The 18,851-nt window shown below is 32.0% G+C and carries 16 protein-coding genes; all 16 read left to right on the forward strand.

The window, feature by feature from the left end:
• Nucleotides 1–584 precede the first annotated feature (584 nt).
• The 16 genes from BLV35_RS14210 to BLV35_RS14285 all read left to right on the forward strand — a co-directional run bounded on the left by BLV35_RS14210 (nt 585) and on the right by BLV35_RS14285 (nt 18,848).
• Complete coding sequence (locus BLV35_RS14210) at nt 585–2,999, forward strand: SLBB domain-containing protein (protein ID WP_091091670.1); 2,415 nt, start codon at nt 585–587, stop codon at nt 2,997–2,999.
• Nucleotides 3,000–3,251: 252 nt separating this feature from the next.
• Nucleotides 3,252–4,325: a Wzz/FepE/Etk N-terminal domain-containing protein gene (locus BLV35_RS14215; protein WP_091091674.1), complete on the forward strand. Its 1,074-nt coding sequence runs from the start codon at nt 3,252–3,254 to the stop codon at nt 4,323–4,325.
• 3 nt (nt 4,326–4,328) lie between these two features.
• Nucleotides 4,329–5,354, forward strand: a complete 1,026-nt coding sequence (locus BLV35_RS14220; RefSeq protein ID WP_091091678.1) for a polysaccharide biosynthesis protein — start codon at nt 4,329–4,331, stop codon at nt 5,352–5,354.
• 48 nt (nt 5,355–5,402) lie between these two features.
• Nucleotides 5,403–6,446, forward strand: coding sequence for a DegT/DnrJ/EryC1/StrS family aminotransferase (locus BLV35_RS14225; RefSeq protein ID WP_245712065.1), 1,044 nt, complete (start codon nt 5,403–5,405; stop codon nt 6,444–6,446).
• Nucleotides 6,446–7,510: a DegT/DnrJ/EryC1/StrS family aminotransferase gene (locus tag BLV35_RS14230; protein WP_091091685.1), complete on the forward strand. Its 1,065-nt coding sequence runs from the start codon at nt 6,446–6,448 to the stop codon at nt 7,508–7,510. Before BLV35_RS14225 ends, BLV35_RS14230 begins: the two co-directional genes overlap by 1 nt.
• A gap of 3 nt (nt 7,511–7,513) precedes the next feature.
• Nucleotides 7,514–8,011: a GNAT family N-acetyltransferase gene (locus BLV35_RS14235; RefSeq protein WP_091091689.1), complete on the forward strand. Its 498-nt coding sequence runs from the start codon at nt 7,514–7,516 to the stop codon at nt 8,009–8,011.
• A 338-nt stretch (nt 8,012–8,349) separates the two neighbouring features.
• Nucleotides 8,350–9,840 carry an O-antigen translocase gene (locus BLV35_RS14240; protein ID WP_091091693.1) on the forward strand — a complete coding sequence of 497 codons (1,491 nt, stop codon included), beginning with the start codon at nt 8,350–8,352 and terminating at the stop codon, nt 9,838–9,840.
• Nucleotides 9,833–10,654, forward strand: coding sequence for an LbetaH domain-containing protein (locus BLV35_RS14245; protein WP_091091697.1), 822 nt, complete (start codon nt 9,833–9,835; stop codon nt 10,652–10,654). Before BLV35_RS14240 ends, BLV35_RS14245 begins: the two co-directional genes overlap by 8 nt.
• Before the next feature lie 11 nt (nt 10,655–10,665).
• Complete coding sequence (locus BLV35_RS14250; protein WP_091091701.1) at nt 10,666–11,745, forward strand: alpha/beta hydrolase family protein; 1,080 nt, start codon at nt 10,666–10,668, stop codon at nt 11,743–11,745.
• A gap of 156 nt (nt 11,746–11,901) precedes the next feature.
• Nucleotides 11,902–13,158 (forward strand): glycosyltransferase family 2 protein, encoded by a 1,257-nt coding sequence (locus tag BLV35_RS14255; protein ID WP_091091704.1) that lies wholly within the window; start codon nt 11,902–11,904, stop codon nt 13,156–13,158.
• A gap of 3 nt (nt 13,159–13,161) precedes the next feature.
• Nucleotides 13,162–14,208: an EpsG family protein gene (locus BLV35_RS14260; RefSeq protein ID WP_091091710.1), complete on the forward strand. Its 1,047-nt coding sequence runs from the start codon at nt 13,162–13,164 to the stop codon at nt 14,206–14,208.
• A complete protein-coding gene (locus BLV35_RS14265; RefSeq protein ID WP_091091714.1) occupies nt 14,208–15,293 on the forward strand; it encodes a glycosyltransferase in 1,086 nt (361 codons plus the stop codon). The genes BLV35_RS14260 and BLV35_RS14265 overlap by 1 nt, the downstream gene beginning before the upstream one ends.
• Before the next feature lie 4 nt (nt 15,294–15,297).
• Entirely contained in the window at nt 15,298–16,071 is a 774-nt protein-coding gene (locus BLV35_RS14270; RefSeq protein WP_091091717.1) for a glycosyltransferase family 2 protein, read from the forward strand.
• A gap of 1 nt (nt 16,072) precedes the next feature.
• Nucleotides 16,073–16,669 carry a DapH/DapD/GlmU-related protein gene (locus BLV35_RS14275; RefSeq protein WP_091091720.1) on the forward strand — a complete coding sequence of 199 codons (597 nt, stop codon included), beginning with the start codon at nt 16,073–16,075 and terminating at the stop codon, nt 16,667–16,669.
• 2 nt (nt 16,670–16,671) lie between these two features.
• On the forward strand, nt 16,672–17,805 hold the full coding sequence (locus BLV35_RS14280) for an NAD-dependent epimerase/dehydratase family protein (protein WP_091091817.1): 1,134 nt from the start codon (nt 16,672–16,674) through the stop codon (nt 17,803–17,805).
• Nucleotides 17,805–18,848, forward strand: coding sequence for a WaaS/CpsH family glycosyltransferase (locus BLV35_RS14285; RefSeq protein ID WP_091091724.1), 1,044 nt, complete (start codon nt 17,805–17,807; stop codon nt 18,846–18,848). The genes BLV35_RS14280 and BLV35_RS14285 overlap by 1 nt, the downstream gene beginning before the upstream one ends.
• The last annotated feature ends 3 nt before the right edge of the window (nt 18,849–18,851 follow it).

Consider the following 18,851-nt stretch of genomic DNA (forward strand, 5'->3'; position numbering starts at 1 on the left):
ATAATTTGTTTTGCCCCAACCTTAAAGGGAGCCAAATTATTTTTAAAAAGAGAGCATCTCGCTGACTTCCAGGTTTTTTATTTTCCCCTGTGATTAGAAAGAATGAGGTACTAGTGCGGAAAAAAATAAAAAGCGAAATTGAGGAGAGGACAAGCCTTGCTAGATTTTAAATAAAACGCTATAAACTGTTAAATAAACTATTTACCGGCATCACTAAATTAGGTGATTTTTATAGGGATTAATTCTTGGCAAGTAGTTTTTAATTTACTGGTTAACAGTTGTTTGTTTTGGATTTTTTCTTGAGATAGTTTTTAAGTGTGACAATTAGTAAAACAAAATTTAGAATTCAGTTTTTTAAAAGCTATATTTGCCGACTCAAATTCAGTATTGATTTTTAATTAATTTACTGGAATTGGAATAGTAAAGTTTAATAAGAATTAGTGAGCCAGAAATGGGAGTCACGAGGGCTAAGCCATTTATATACTATTACTTTTTCCTGTTTTTATAGGTTTATTCACTCTCCAAAATACTTTTTGATTATTTGCAAATTAATTAATTCCCTTTTTGCATAAAAAATTCCAAATATGAAAAAAACAGTTGCATTTCTATTTATATTATTTGTGCTTTTGCAATCCTCGACTATAATAGCTCAGGACTTGTTAAGAAGTAATGATTTGAGCACGCTAAAAGTAGATAGCTTAAATGATAGTGATATTGCTAAAATACAAGCGCAGTTGCAAAGCAATAATATGACTATTGCCCAGGCAGAACCGATGGCATTAGCGAAAGGAATGCCTGCTTCTGAATTTGCTAAGTTAAAAGCGCGATTAGCGACGCCAGCAGCGAATACTAATACTTCCATTAACGGTAATACCATTGGAGGGGAGATTTCCAGAAAGCAGGAAGAAATTATCAATACTAAAAATAAAGATCATATAAATCCTTTGATTTTTGGTTCGGAGCTGTTTGATAATGCAACGTTAAATTTCGAACCTAATTTGAAATTAGCGACTCCGGTAAATTATATATTGGGACCTGGTGACGAATTGCAAGTAAGTGTTTACGGAGTTCAGGAATTCAGCGGTAATATTCCGGTTTCTGTTGAGGGTAAAGTAAGTATTCAAAATGTAGGTCAGATTTCGGTTTCAGGGATGACAATAGAGGCCGCGACCCAAAAAATAAAAGGAGCAATATCAAGAGTATATAGTACAGTGCCTTCTGGGCAATCGCAAGTGAGTGTGAGTTTAAGTCGTATTAGAACTATTAAAATAACCCTAATTGGCAGCGCCCAACCAGGTAACTATTCTATCTCATCTTTAGCAACCGTATATAATGCGTTGTTCTTAGGTGGAGGTCCTGGAAAGAACGGGAGTTACAGAAATATTGAATTGTTAAGAGATAATAAATTATACAGAACCATTGATATCTATCATTTTTTAGTGAATGGAGATCAATCCGATAATGTAGGTTTAAAAGACAATGATGTTATCAGAATTCCCGCATACAGCCAAAGGGTTACTGTTGAAGGCGAAGTGAAGCGAACTGGGATATTCGAAATGAAAAAAGGAGAAACTTTTGCGGATTTATTGTCCTTTGCTTCAGGATTTAATGAGTTTGCTTATACGGCTTCCGTGAATGTCTTACAGAAAACAGCAAAGGAGTTTAAAGTTAGAGACATAAAAACTGCAGAATTCAATAGCTACAAGCCATTGTCTGGAGATGTATTCAGAGTGACGAAAATTTTAAACCGTTTCGAAAATCGTATTAAAATTGAAGGTGCTGTTTTTAGACCAGATACCTATTCGTTTTATGAAGGAATGCGAATCTCGGATTTGATTTTAAAGGCAGACGGATTAAAAGAAGATGCTTATAGCAAAAGAGCAAGAATCATTCGAGTAAAATCAGATTTGACGACTGAAATTGTTAACGTAGATTTGGACAGTGCTATGAGTGGAAATCTAGAAGCTGATATTGCATTGAATAAAGAAGATGTAGTAACGGTGTATTCTATTTTAGATTTTGTTGAAGAATACAAAGTAACTATTGATGGCGAAATTAAAAGCCCTGGGGTTTACGATTATCATGAAGGTTTAACCTTAAATGATTTTTTAGTGCAAGCAGGTGGATTAACGGGTTCTGCTTCAAAAAGAGTGGAGATTGCTAGAATGATCGTATCGGAGCAAATTGATGATGCTAATCCTAATAAAGCGGAATTGTTTTCTATTGAAATTACGCCGAATAACAACGAGCAGGCTAAAAATTTTGAATTACAGCCTTTCGATGTGGTGAATATTCGTAGAATGGCTGTTTACGAAAAACCAGAAATGGTTACTGTGAGCGGTGCCGTAAATTATGCTGGTAAATATGTTTTAGCGCACAAAACAGATAGAGTGTATGATATCATCCAAAGAGCGGGTGGTTTGACTTCAATAGCCAATATAGAAGGAGTGAGAATTAAAAGACCAATACAAGCGAAACAAATAGAAGACCTTCAAAACGTGAACTTGAATTTGGGAAAAAACGACAGTATCCAGAAGTCATTGGAGAAAAAATTAAAGGAAGAGGTCAAGTATGCGACCATTCCAGTTGACTGGAAATCGATTGTTAAAAATCAAAATAGTAGTACCAATGTGACTTTATTCCCTGGAGATGAAATTGAAGTAGCTACCTTTAATGAAGGCGTGAAAGTTAGTGGAAATGTGTTGTTAACATCAGAGATTCCATATAACAGAGGAAAATCATTTGGTTATTACTTAAATTCGGTAGGTGGAGTTGATCATAAAGGCTGGAAGAAAAAATCTTATATCATTTACCCTAATGGTAAGGCGGCTGTGACCAGTTCGTTTTTATTTTTTAGAAACTATCCAAAAGTTACGCCAGGATCTCAAATTATTGTGCCTGAGAAACCAGAAGTTAAGAAAATGAGCACGGGAGAATTTGTTAGTATAGCGGGAGTATTGGCGAGTTTGGCTGGAGTGATAATTGCGATATTGAGATAGGAGTTTTCGGTTCTCAGTTTTCTGTTACGGGTTATTGGTTTTCGGGAAAGAGCGAACAGGACACCGAAAACTATACGGGAAAAACAGAAAACAACGATAGTCGATTACATCCAGTGTTGTATAAACAGATGAAAACAGACCACAGAAAACCGACAGCCCAAAAATAAATAGAGTGAGTAGCATAGTTTGCCGCAGCAACAGACAACAGAAAACCGAAATCAGACAATGTAAAACGGATAACAGAATAATAATATGAACGAAGAAATCCAAAACGACGAAATATCCTTAAAGGAATTGATAGAGAAAGGAAAGGAGTGGTGTTCGTACTTGCTTTCTCAATGGAAGATTATTGTTCTAGCGGGAATCATTGGTACAGCTATTGGTTTAACTTATTCGTATATTAAAAAGCCAGTATATACTGCAAGTTTATCCTTTGCGCTGGAAGATGAAAAAAGTGGTGGATTAGGTGGTGCTTTAGGTTTGGCGAGTTCTTTCGGTTTAGATTTAGGCGAAAGTGGAGGTAGTGTTTTTACAGGATCTAATTTGGCTGAACTATTTAAATCTCGATTGATGGTTGAGAAGACATTGTTGAGTTCTGTATTAATTAATGGTAGGTCAATATCCATTGCTGAAATGTATATTATTAATAATCGATGGAGAGAACAGTGGGCAAAAAATCCTAGATTTGATACTATTAAGTTTTTGTCAGGAAAACCACGACAGGAATTCTCAAGAGATAAGGATAGTATATTAGGTGTTATTTATGATAATTTATCTGTAAACTCTCTTTCAGTTGGCCAGAGAGACAAAAAAATAGCTATTATAAGTGTAGACGTGGTTTCAGCACATGAACTGTTTTCTAAATTTTTTTGTGAGGGTTTAGTTAAGCAAGTGTCTGATTATTATGTCTCTACAAAAAGTCAGAAATCACGTGAAAATATGCTTATTTTGGAACGACAAACAGATTCTATTCGTAAAGAATTGAATAGTTCTATTACAGGTGTTGCAGTGGCAAATGACAATACTTTTAATTTAAACCCTGCTTTGAATGTGCGCCGTGCTCCATCTGCTAGAAAGCAAGTCGATGTACAAGCTAATACAGCTATTTTAACTGAATTAGTTAAACAAAGTGAATTAGCTAAAGTTACTTTACGTAAGGAGACACCATTAATTCAGATAATAGACAAACCAATATTACCATTAAAGAAGGAGAAGTTTGGTAAGATTAAAGGAATGGTAATAGGTGGAGGAGTTACTGTCTTATTAATCATTCTCGGCTTAGTTATCATAAGGGCATTTAAAAATATATTAAATAAAAAATCATAAAAAATGTTTAAAGACAAAGTATTATTAATAACTGGAGGAACTGGTTCTTTTGGTAATGCCATGTTAAAAGGCTTTTTAAATTCTGATCTAAAAGAGATTCGTATTTTTTCAAGAGATGAAAAAAAGCAAGAAGACATGCGTATTCAATATAAAAATGATAAATTAAATTTTATAATTGGAGATGTTCGTGATTTTAACAGCATCGATAATGCGATGAATGGTGCTAATTTTGTATTTCATGCTGCAGCTTTGAAGCAAGTGCCGTCATGCGAGTTTTATCCTATGCAGGCAGTTCAGACGAACATTTTAGGTGCGGAGAATGTATTAGAAGCAGCCGCCAGAAATAATGTAGAGCGAGTTGTAGTTTTGAGTACAGATAAAGCTGTTTATCCTATTAACGCGATGGGAATATCTAAAGCTTTTATGGAAAAATTAGCAGTTTCGAAAGCCAGAGATACAAGAGTAAGAAATGCAAACGCTATATATACCGCAACTCGTTATGGTAATGTAATGTGTTCTAGGGGATCAATTATTCCTTTGTTTATTAAGCAGATAAAAGAAGGTAAGCCTTTAACGATTACGAATCCAAAGATGACTCGTTTTATGATGTCATTAGATGACTCAGTAACGCTCGTGATGTATGCTTTTATACATGGTAATCCTGGAGATATTTTTGTTCAAAAATCACCTGGGTCTACCATTGCAGACCTTGCACAAGCTTTGAAAGAACTTTTTAATGCTGATAATGAGATTACAATAATTGGGGAACGTCATGCTGAGAAAATGTATGAGTCCTTATGTTCTAAAGAGGAAATGTCTAAAGCGGATGATTTAGGAGATTTTTATAGAGTTCCAGCTGACTTTAGGGACTTAAATTATACGAAGTATGTTCAAGAAGATGGACCAAAATTACTTAGTGATGAGTATAATTCAGATAATACTCATAGATTAAGTGTACCTGAATTAAAAGAGTTGTTGCTGACCTTAGACTATGTAGTAGAAGAATTAGCTTCTCATAATAAACAATAAGTTATGTTACCATTAATAAAAACGAGTATACCTGATCGTAAAATTTTGATGCCAAGGCTTGAAGAAGTACTTTATAGCGGTTACGTTGCACAAGGAGAAGCAGTTGAGTTATTTGAGCGGAAATTTGAGGGTTATATTGGAGGAGGTCATACTTTGTCATTAAATTCAGGAACCGCTGCTCTACATATTGCTTTGATTCTTGCGGGTGTTAAGGAAGGTGATGAGGTTATAAGTACAGCCTTGACAGCCGAGCCAACTAATGTTGCAATTAAAATGGTCGGTGCAAAAATTAGATGGGCAGATGTAGATTATAAGACGGGTAATATTTCAGTGACTACTATTGAGAAGGTGATTAATGCAAAAACAAAAGCTATTATAGTGGTAGATTATGCCGGAATTCCAGTAGATGTAAAAGGAATTAAGGCATTATCTGAAAAATATAAGATACCTGTTATTGAGGATGCTGCTCATGCTCTAGGTGCTAAGTACAAAGGTAAAAAGGCTGGTAACCATTTTCCTTTCACAGTATATTCTTTTCAGGCAATCAAGCATCTGACTACAATTGATGGAGGAGCTTTGCAAATATTGGATAGTGAGCTATACGAAAAGGGTAAAGTAATAAGATGGTTTGGTCTTGATAAGAAGTTAACTCGTATGGATAATAACATCAGCTTTCAAGGCTATAAATATCATATGAACAATGTGAATGCCACAATTGGGTTGGTTCAATTGGAAAATATAGAGAGTGTTGTACAAAGTTATATCGACAATGGCAAGTATTTTGATGAAAAATTAAAGGATGTCAATGGGGTTGAGTTAATAGAGTATTATCAAGATTCGGAGCCTTCTTATTGGTTGTATACCATGAAGGTGGAAAATCGAGAAGGTTTTATAAAAATGATGGCTGATAATGGTATTATGGCTTCTGAACTTCACAAGAGAAATGACTTACATAGTTTTTTAAATGATTATCCGTCAGAATTACCAAATTTAGATTTGTTTTATAGTAAGATGGTTCATATTCCTTGTGGATGGTGGGTAACAAATGAAGATAGAGAAAAAATGATTGATTTAATAAAAAAAGGCTGGTAATGATTCCTATTTATAAGCCTTACATGCCTGAAAAAATTGGTGATGTTGTAACTGAAATCCTTTATTCTGGACAATTAGGTTACGGAAACTACGGGAGAAATTTTGAAAGTAAATTAAAGAGTTTTGTTGGTTGTGAATTTATACTTTCTGTTAGTTCTTATAATGTTGGAATGCAAATTGTACTGTCAACATTAGGTTTACAGTTAGGTGATGAGGTTATCGCTAGTCCAGTGAGCTGTTTAGCTTCTAACCAACCATTTGCCGTAAAGGGATTAAGGGTGGTTTGGGCAGATGTAAACGCATTAACGGGAACTATGTGTCCAGACTACGTAAGGTCTAAAATAACTAAAAATACAAAAGCTATTTTTCATAATCACTTTTGTGGTTATTTGGGTAATATAGATGAAATTAATGCTATAGGCAAAGAATTTGGAATTCCTGTAATAGATGATGGAATTGAGGCTTTTGCATCTAGGTATAAAGGAAAAAGGCTTGGGAATGTAGGTACCGATATAACTGTATTTTCTTTTCAAACAGTTAGATTACCAAATACTATTGATGGAGGAGCTATAGTTTTTAAGGATAAAACGCTTTATGAAAAAGCATTGTTAATTCGGGATTATGGTATTGATAGGACGATTTTTAGAACTTCAAATGGTGAAATTAATCCAAAATGTGATATTAAGATAGAAGGTTTTGCTGGATTAATAAGTGAATTGAATTCTTATATTGGAATTCGACAAATGGAGGATATAGAAAAACTTCTGGGTATACAACATGATAATGCCTTGGTATGGAATAAAAAATTTGAAAATACAGATTCTATGCATTCATTAGTTATAACATCAGAATCTATCCCTAATTATTGGGTATATGGTACTTTATGCAAGAATAAAATCGAAGCTATAAAAGATTTTAAGCAAAGTGGTCTGTATGCCACGGGTGTACATATTAATAATAATGTCTACTCTGTATTTAATAATAAAATTCATTTAAAAGGAGTAGAAGCGTTTATGAAGTATTTTGTAGCCATACCATGTGGTTGGTGGTTTAATAATAAGTAAATTATGGAATTTAAGTTTGTTAAAAATGCAAATGTTTCAAGTGATGATTTAGTAGAAATAGCGACAATTAAACAGTCACAGTGGAATTATCCAATTGAAGATCAGTTAGAATGGATAAAAAGTAACATATTGCCTAATGATATCCATGTTTTGATGTTTGAGAATGGGAATGTTGTAGCATACATGAATTTAGTACAAGTACAAGTACAGGTTAATTCTAAGGAAAGTACATTCATTGGATTAGGTAATGTCTGTGCGGTGGAGAAAGGAAAAGGATATGGTAGAATTTTAATGATAGAAGTTCAAGAGTATATTAAAGCCCAAAATGTGCCTGCAATTCTACTATGTAAAAAAGAGCTAATAAATTTTTACACTAAATTTGATTGGAGGCTGATAAAGAATAGAAAAGATAGTTATATTAAGAATGATGAAATTAATTTTATGATTTATAATTTTAGCGATTATGTAGATGTTCTTAAGTACGACGGAAGAATCTTTTAATTAAGCGCTTTTCATATTATAATCATTATTGAAGTTTAGAAAATTTATCATTTTGGAAGAATAGCCGAAATTTTTCGCCACTTCATAAAGCTTATCGATAAAAAAAAGTGGAGATTACAAAATTTTAGTTATTAACATTAATTAATTTGTTTCTGGAAAAACCCTCCTTTTTTGATGGAGAGTACTGACATTTTTTTTAAAATAATTTTCAAGAAATGACCTTTTGTTAATAATTTTTTTTCAAGAAAAGGTCATGGGTATTATAAAAGTTTTTTTTGAAATTAAATTTTGTGCGAGTTTAGTTTAATAAGTTAATTATGTTTTTAAAGTACGATTAAATGTCAAATGATTCGGGTACATATAAAGAAATATTTAAATCTACATTTCTTTTCGGTTTTGTTCAGGTCCTAAATATTATCTCAAAAGTCGGCATTAATAAAGCTGTTGCTATTTTTTTAGGAGCGGAGGGATTAGGAGTAATTAGTCTATATCAGTCTACTATAAACTTAATTGCATCAGCATCAGGCTTGGGTATTTCACAAAGTGCGGTTCGAGACATTTCTGAAGCCAATAGTGAGTCTGACGGGGTGCGTTTGTCTAGAACTATAGAAATAACGACAAAAATAATTTGGTTTACAGCTCTATTTGGTGCAGTTGTCACTTTATTTATGTCTAAATTATTAAGTAAATGGACGTTTGGCAATGAAGATTATGTTATTCCATTTTGCTGGCTATCAATAGTTGTCTTCTTAAATGTGTTAAGTGAAGGGAAATTAGCTGTTCTAAAAGGAATGCGTGAACTAAGAGCACTGGCAAAAGCAAGCTTACTAGGATCACTTGTTGGGTTAATTTCAGGAGTACCGTTTTATTATTTTTTAGGATATGAAGGTGTGTTACCTTCACTTATTACTACAGCCCTTTCAACTTTGTTTTTCTCTTGGTTTTATGTGCGAAAGATTAAATATACCGCTGTTGAATTATCTTTTAAGAAGTCTTTCAGGGAAGCTAGTGGTATGATAAAAATGGGAGTTGCTTTAATGTATGTTTCTTTTTTGGGATTTATTACTGACTATATTATTCGAATATATATAAGTAATAATTCTAGTTTACAAATGGTGGGCTTTTTCGTTGCGGGCTCTACAATTATATCTAGCTATTTTGGTATAATAATAAATGCGATGTCTACAGATTATTATCCGAGAATATCAGCGATAAGCAATGATGATAGAAGGTTAGCTGAAGAGGTCAATAAGCAGTCAGAAGTTGGTCTGATATTAGTTGGACCACTTGTCGTTTTGTTTATGTTCGTTTTACCTTTGATGATTAAAATACTTTATACAGAAAATTTTCTAGTTTCTATAGATTATATAAGTTACGCTATTTTTGGAACATTAATTTTAGTGTGTTCAAATTCTATGGGTATGGTTTTACTGGCTAAGCAGAGGTCAAATGTTTTTGTCTATTCTGTAACTTTTTCTAGATTACTAGGGATTATTTTGAATATTTTAAGTTTTAAATATTTTGGTCTAATTGGTTTAGGAATAGCTGCAATTATTATGGCTATTATTCATATTGTATTGATGGCAATAATAATGTTCAAGTTATATAAAATAACTTTTAAACCAGAATTAATTGTAATGTTATTTATAACGATTGGATTATGTATTCTAGCTTTTTTTGTAAAAGATTTTTCTAACATTTTTACACGTTATGCTTCAGGTAGTCTATTATTCATTGTAAGTTTATTATATTCAGTTTATAATACAAATAGAGTAATGAATATAAATGTTATAGGTGTTATAACGTCAAAATTTAATAAAAATGATTGATCTGATTAAAAATATTCTTCGACCATGTGTAAGGACTATTAAGTTATTGATAAGGTTAAATTTAAGTAAGACTATCTATTTTAATTTTGCTACACAGCCTTTCAGCGTAGCAGTTAGGTTTCCATTTTTTATATATGGAAAATTCCACATTCATATTTTGAAAGGCCAAGTAAAAATTAATTCTAAGGTAACACGGGGAATGATCAAAATAGGTTATCGAGAATTCGATCTTGCACCAATTTCTTTTTTACCAAACCAATACTTGAATACAGGAAAATTAATTTTTAATGGTCCTGCGATAGTAAGTGGAGGTGTTTCTCTATCGATAAATGGTGGTTTGCTCAATATAGGCTCTTGCTGTACCATAGGAGGCGGTACTTTGATAAAAGCAACAAATGAAATATTTATAGGAGCAAACACTAGAATAACTTTTGGTTGTGTCGTTTTTGACTCTAACATACATTACGTTAAAAACATAACAACAGGTGTTATTAAAAACAATAATGGTCCTGTCTTTATTGGAAGTAATTGTTGGATTAACAGTGGCGCTTATATAGTTAAAGATGCTTTGATACCGGATTATTCAATAGTAGCCAGAAATAGTTTGGTGAATAAAGATTTCTCTAAGGATGGGTATAATTTATTTATTGTTGGGAGCCCGGCTAAAGTAGCTGCAAATAATGTTCAACGTATATTTAGTATTAATGAAGAAGCAAGATTGAGTAGTTTTTTTGATGAAAATGATTTGACAGAATATCAATCTGAACAAGGACTATTTGTGGACCGTAACGAAATATTTGATAAACATTTATAAATTATAAGGCAATGAAAAATTTAATATTATTGTGTGCTTTTGCACTGATTTTCTCATGTACGACTCGCGATGAAAACAGTCCGGTTAATTTACCTAAAGAAATTCTTTCTCCTTTACAATCTGAAGTAGTTTACCGCTTTGATGTAAATGTTAACACATCTAATCCAAATATTATGGGAGATATTGGAGAAGATTATATAGATAAGGGTTTAATTATTTTACCAAAAGGGTATAGTTCTTCAGGTAACCCAGTAAAACTTGTTATTTACGGACATGGTGGCGGAGGTTACGTTAGTGACAATTTCTCTGAATCTGAAAATGATAATTATTGTAAATTTATGTCATCTTTAGGATATGCAGTCTTAGATATGAGTGGAATTCCGGAAGGTTTAGTAAGTAAATTAAAAATTGATCGTGGTAGAACTGTGGGCAGTTTTATTGCTCTGCGTTCCTATATCGCTGGATATGATTTTGTTATGGATAACTTTAATATTGACAGGAGCGGATGTTATTTTTTTGGAAATTCAAATGGAGGCTTAACAGGGATGAACTTAGCCAATTTATCAGAAATTCCTTTTATCGCTCAAGCTGGTATCTGTCCTATGATTAGTATTGAACGTAATCTATGGAGTTATAATGCTGGTACTTTATCATTATCTGGAGGCGAATTTAATTCTTTGCAAAATAGAGCTAATATCATTAGGCTTTTCGGTATGGAAAACGTTAATAATCAAGTAGAATTAAATAAAGCCATATATGAAAAAGACAAAGTTGGAGTATATGATCCTTTCGATTATTTGATTTATCAAAATAATTCTGATTATTCTGTTCCTTTTAAAATTTTTCAAACAAAGGATGACTGGGCAGTCAAATTTTCGCTTACCAAAGAATTTGTTGATATAATGAATAAACGTGGAAATAATATTAGTTTACGTGAATTTGAAAGTGGTGGTCATACTCCTGAGCCTCAAAAAGGATCGGTTGGTACATATATTTACCATTATAACAACTATTCATTAACAGCTACTGTTCTTGAAGTCGCTAAATGGTTTGAAGGTAAGCAAGGTTATCAAGTAAATTATAGAAAATAGTTAAGATTATATAGAACGTGTTTGCTTTTACATAAGATTTCATCTAGAATGTATTTGAACAAAATGTTATTGTTTCTTTAATTTTTTTCAGCCTACCATTATTATAAATATTTTGCTATTTCACAAATATAAATCTTCAAACTTTAATTAAATATCATGCTTGTAAACAATAGTAAGTATCTTTTATCAATAGTCATAGCCACAAAAGATAGGACAATGTATTGTATTGAAGCGATTAAATCGATAGTTGCAATTCAGTCAGATAACATACAAATTGCTATAGCTGATAATAGTGATTCTGAAGAAGTAAAGGAGTTTATACAAAGTATAAATAACCCAAATATTGACTATGTTTATGATAGCTCACCTACCAGCTCAATTGCAAATTTTAATAGAGCATTGGCCTTGGCAAAGGGAGAATATGTATGTATGATAGGGGATGATGATGGCATAACTACTGAGCTTTTAGCAATTACGCAATGGGCTAAAGATAATAATATAGACGCTGTAGTGGGAAGCTTAAGTGCTAATTACAGATGGGAAAACACAGGTGCGAGCAATACTGTTTTTACAAAGATGACTGGTAGTACTTTAACTATTACCAATTTTGATTGTAAAGCACAATATGTCAATTTAGAAAAATCATTGCAGCAGTTAATGAAAGGAGGTTGCACTAATTATCTTGATTTTTTATTTCCAAAGTTATATCATGGATTAGTTAAAAGATCTTTTTTTGATGAAATTAAACACGAAACCGGTCATTATTTAAACGGACTAAGTCCAGATATTTATTCAGCAATAACTTTGGCCTGTAAGATTAATAACTTGGTTTATATTGATTATCCTATTACAATACCAGGGGTTTGTGCTGTAAGTACTTCTATCATTGAAGGGCAAAATAAGTCCAATTCAAAAAAAATTGAAGATATTCCTCATTTAAAAAATAGAGGAGAATACCATTGGAGTGAATTTGTGCCGCGCTTTTATTGTGTACAAACAATCTGGGCCGACTCTGGTTTTGCAGCCTTAAAAGATATGGGGAGAAATGATTTAATCGAAATGTTTAATAAATATGCTCTTTACTCAAAAATTTTAATTGCCGATAAATCACTTAAAAACCTTTTGGAAACTCATTTAACTGCTGATTCTAAAATAAATAACAGCTCGTATACGAGAGAGTATCTGCTCACTTATGTTAATTATATTTGTTTTTTCACACAACAATTTTTGATTCGTTCACTTAGAAGGCTAAAAATAATTTTTAAAATTGGGAAATATGAAGAAATCACTAATTTACCTACTATTAATGAAGCAATGTTAGAACTTGATCAATATTGTGAACGTAATACTATAAACAATGCTGTTTGTCATTTAAAAAACTTGCAAGATAACTCAAGATATATTAAGAATTAAACAATGATTTATTTTCTAATTTGTTTAATTTTTATTGTATTTGCTTATTTAGAGGCTATTGAATTAAATAAAGTTTCAGCAGCTATTTATGGAATTTTAATTTCAGTTATCATGATTGCATTTGTCACGTTGCGTGATAAAGTAGGAACTGATTGGTTAGCTTATTTTAATGCTTATTATGATGCCAATAAAAATATACATTGGGAAGTTGAGCCTGGTTATAGTTTTTTTAATGATTTTTTCTCTAAAAATAGTTGGCATTTTAATGTTTTTGTACTTTTTTTGAACACAGTCTCTTTAAGTTTATATTATTCTAGCTTAAAAAGAAACGTTGGGTTAATAGTTATTGCTTTACTAATATTCTACAGTGATTATTTTCTATACTACAATTTTAGTGGCATCAGGCAGGCACTAGCTATTTCTATACTAGTTTATAGTGTACGTTTTTGCGTGAGTCGAAACTTTTATGGTTTTGTCTTAGCTTTGCTGGCTGCAATGAGCTTTCATGTTACCGCTATTGTTTTTTTTATAGCATATTTTATTCCTTTTAGAAAGATAACACGTAAAGAGGGATTTGTTGCCCTATCTTTCTTTTTTACGGTGTCTTTTCTAATATTTGCAATTGTAGAGTTGCTATCTCCTGATTTAGCATATAAGGCAAAGTTTTATCTAGAGTTACAAGAAAATGCTCCTGATTTAAAGTCGCTATTTGTTGTTGGTGTTTTTAAGCGATTATTGATTATTGGTATTGTATGGTTGTTTGGTAAAAATATCTGGCAATATGATAAAGCATATTTCTTTTTTAATACTTATTTATTTGGTTTTGGTTTATATGTAAGTACCTATTTGTTGTCACCAGATATTGGTGTTCGATTAAGTAGTTATTTTATAATTTTCGAAATATTTTTGGCAGGTTATTTACTTCTGGCAAATCCCAAATTAACAAATAGACTTCTGATTGTAAGTTTTTTTTCGATGATTGCCTTGTATAAAATTTACACTTATACTCAAATGTATTATTATCAGTATAATTTTATTTTTTTGAATTAATGTCTACATCTATTCTTTTTTATTTTAATAGTTTACAGCCGTCAGGAGGTATAGAACGTGTAATAAGTACACTTGCTAACAAATTATGCGAAACGCATATTATTACAATAGTAGTAAAGGATCCTGCGATTTCATTTTATCCATTAGACTCTCGTATTATACTAGTGAGTTTAAATAATGAATTGAATTTTGACATGAATAGTCGCTTTAAACGGTTATTTACAGCAGCTAGATCAGCTCTAAAGAATGCGATTGCACTTCATGCTTTTTTAAAAGAAAATAAATTTGACAATTATTATATAGCCCATCCTCTTAATGCGATGGAGTTTCACTTGGCCAGAGGTTTTCGCAGGACTGACACTATTGTTACAGAGCACGGTGGAGTAGACGCATATAATTTAGTATATAAGAAAATAAAGGACTGGATATATGCTAAAGCTAAAGTCTATGTAGTTCCCACCACGACCGATACTGAGATTTATAAAAAATTAGGTTATCCTACACAATACATCCCGCATTTTAGATCTGATTTAAAATATGAGAAATCAACATTAGAGTTAAATACAGTGCTTACTATTGGAAGATTTACAGATGTCAAACAACATTTACTATTGCTTAAAGTATGGAAACAAGTAATAGATGCGATCCCATCTACTGAGTGGAAACTACAAATTGTCGGAGAAGGAGAATTGCATGAAGACTACATAAACTTCATTAACGTTAATAAGTTACACAGTAGTGTTGCTATCCTTAAACCTAACGTTGATGTCGCACAGTTTTATAAATCAGCATCCGTGTTTGTAATGACATCAAAGTCAGAAGGCTTTGGAATGGTATTACTCGAAGCCATTTCTTTTGGATTGCCTTGCATTAGTTTTGATTGTCCTGCAGGACCTAGAGACATGATTAATGATAAAAATGGTTTTTTGATTGGACCAAATGATGAAATTGCATTAAAAAATGCGCTGATTGAATTAATTAGGAAACCTGACCTACACAAACGCTTAGGAGCACAAGCTTATCTTGATAGTGTTAATTGGCAAGATGAAAACATATTAAAACATTGGTTAAAAATTTTAAATTAGGAGTATGGTTTCAGTTATAATACCTATGTATAATGCCCAGGACTCTATAATAAGATGTCTAGAATCTGTGATAAAACAAACCTACCACGGTGCAATGGAGATTATTATTATCAACGACGGTTCTACAGACGGTTCAGCGGCTTTAGTGGATGATATAATTAAGAATAATAATTCTCTAATTGATATCCAACTAGTGAACAAAGATAATGGAGGTGTTTCTTCCGCCAGAAATAAAGGGCTAGCCTTGGCACAAGGAGAATATATTGCTTTATTAGATTCTGATGATGAGTGGTTGATTGATAAAGTCGAAAAGCAATTAGATGTGTTTTGTCAAAATTCCGAAATTGGCTTTGTTGGAGGCTTAATTAATAAACCTAGTAATGATGAGCCTAAAATTGTATTGGTATCATTGTCAAAATTAATTTTTAAAAACTATTTTCAACCTTCAACTGTTATGTTTAAAAAAGAAGTACTAGATAAAGTGGGCTTTTTTGATGAAACACAAAAATATGCAGAAGAAGGAAACTACTTCATGAGAGTTGCTGATAATTATACATGTGCTTTATTAAACGAACAATTGGTTTTATACGGACAAGGAAAAGTTGGTTTTGGTGTTAGTGGTTTAAGTGCCAATCTCAAAGAAATGGAGAAAGGTGAACTGAAAAATCTATCGTTTGCCTACCAACAAAATTATATTTCCTTATTTACTTATGCAGTGGCAGTTTTTTATTCCGTTTTAAAATATTTCAGGAGAATATTGATTGTAAAAATTAGATAATATGCTAAAGAGATATGGCTTTAAAGGCTTTATAAAACTTATTATATCGTATATAAATACAAAATTGTTTTATAGAAAATCAAGACTGATTCGCTTACCGTTTGATGTTAGAAATAAGTCTAATATAGATTTTGGACATCAATTAACTACAGGAGTAGGATGTAGAATTGAAGCATTTCCAGAAAGCGAGAAAATTGTGTTGAAGTTCGGCAATAATGTGCAGCTTAATGATTATGTCCATATAACTGCGATGAGTGGTGTTACCATCGGAGATAATGTGTTGATGGCTAGTAAAATTTTTATATCGGATTGTACTCACGGGAGTTATTCAGGAGATATTAAAGACAGTAATCCTGATAGTGTACCAATAGACAGGCCATTGTCATCTAAACCAATAATCATTGAAGATAATGTTTGGCTTGGCGAGTCTGTTTCGGTGTTGCCGGGTGTAACAATAGGTAAAGGGACTATTGTCGGGGCTAATTCAGTCGTTTCAAAAGACCTTCCTAAATACGTGATAGCAGTGGGTTCGCCAGCTAAACCAATTAAAAAATTTAATTTTAGTGCCCAAAGATGGGAAAAAATACAACTACAGTAAAAATGAAAAACATATTAATAACGGGAGGTGCAGGATTTATAGGCAGTAATCTAGCGCTTAAATTGATAGATAAAGGACATAAAGTAACGGTTATTGATAACCTTTCACCTCAAATTCATGGAGATAATCCGGAACAAAGCTCGCCTTTGTATAGAAGTATTAAAGATAAAGTGACCTTTATAAAAGGCACAGTAACCTCCAAACAAGACTGGCTTGCAGCAATTAAAGGACAGGATGTAATAGTGCACTATGCTGCCGAGACTGGTACTGGACAATCGATGTATGAAATACAAAAATATGTAGATGTTAATGTTAATGGTACGGCAATCATGTTAGATTTATTAGCTAATGCAGCTCATCAAGTCAAAAAAGTAGTAATAGCATCTTCACGCTCAATATACGGAGAAGGGAAATATATTAATGAAAGAGGTGAAAGTGTTTATCCTAAGCACCGTACTTCTGATTATATGGATGGAGGAGATTTTGAAGTTAAATTTGAAGGTTCAGAGCATTTAAAATTAGTGGGTACCGATGAAGATTCTAAAATTCATCCGTCATCAGTATATGGAATTACTAAGCAAAATCAGGAGCAAATGATCATGACGGTTTGTCCTACAATAGGAATAGCTCCAGTTGCTTTTAGATACCAAAACGTATATGGACCAGGACAATCATTAAAAAATCCTTATACCGGTATATTGTCTATTTTTTCAACACAAATTAAAAATGGAAATGGCATCAATATTTTTGAAGATGGTAAGGAAACACGTGATTTTGTATATATAAATGATGTTGTTGATGCTACCATTTTAGGAATTGAAAAGGAAGAAGCAAACAATGAAGTTTTTAATGTAGGTACTGGTGTCGCTACTGATGTAATAAGTGTCGCTACCAACTTAATCAAAAATTATGGTGTAAATGTTCCAGTAGCAGTAAGTGGTAATTATCGTTTGGGAGATATTCGTCATAATTATGCCGATTTAACTAAAATAAACAGTATGTTAGGTTTTACACCTAAATTTTCATTTGAAGATGGATTAAAAGAATTTACTAATTGGGTAAATACACAAGAGGTCGAAAAAGATAATTATCAAAAGTCGATTGATGAAATGAAAGCAAAAGGATTGTATAAATAATGAATTTAAAAGATAAAATTTCAGGTAAAAAAATATTATTTTTCTCCGTTCAAACTTTTAATCTTGAAAAAGAGATCAAACAAAAAATGGAGGAAAATGGTGCAATTGTAACTTATTATGATGAGAGACCTTCTAATAATAATTTTACCAAAGGAATAATTAGATTAAAAAGAAGCCTTTATCAAAAAAAAATTGATGACTACTATCAAGGTATTTTAAAGGAGACAGGGAATATTTCTTATGATTTTTTATTTGTAAACAGAGGAGAGGTAATTACGGTAGAATTTCTTGAAAAGTTTAAGCAGCAGCAACCCAATTGTGAACTGATATTTTTCACTTGGGATTCTTTTACAAACCATGCGCATCCTACTACAATACTGAAGTATTTTCACAAAAGATTTAGTTTTGATTTAGAGGATGCAGAAAAATATAATATCGGCTTTAGGCCGCTATTCTATTTAGACAAATATAAAAACATCAAAAAAAATGATGTGTGCAAAGAAAAATATGATCTTTTGTTTTTAGGAACAGCACATTCAGATCGTTATTTGATTAGTACCAAAGTTTCAAATTGGTGTTCAAAAAATGAACTTACAGCTTTTACCTTTTATTATATGCATAGCAAAGCTGTATATTGGTATAAAAAAAAATTTGATAAAAGTTTCAAGGAATTTGATTATAAAAAATTAAGTTTTAATAGTCTTAGTACTGATGAAATTGTAAAACTTTACACGATGTCTAATGTTATTTTAGATATCAATCATCCTGGTCAAAAAGGATTGACTATGCGTACATTTGAGGCTATTGGATCTGGTAAGAAAATGATCACTACAAATAGCGAAGTAAAAAAATACCCCTTTTATTCTCCAGATATTTTTTATGTAATTGATAGGGATAAGATTGTTTTAGATAAAACGTTTTTTACTAGTCCAGTTTTAGCTATTCCAGAAAACATGTATTATAATTGCTCTATAGAAGGTTGGTTGGGAGATATTTTTTTAAAGTCTGAAAAAGAAGACTGGAAATCTTTAATGAACTTATAATAT

It is taken from the genome of Flavobacterium gillisiae (assembly GCF_900107635.1).
GTDB classification, from domain to species: Bacteria; Bacteroidota; Bacteroidia; order Flavobacteriales; family Flavobacteriaceae; genus Flavobacterium; species Flavobacterium gillisiae.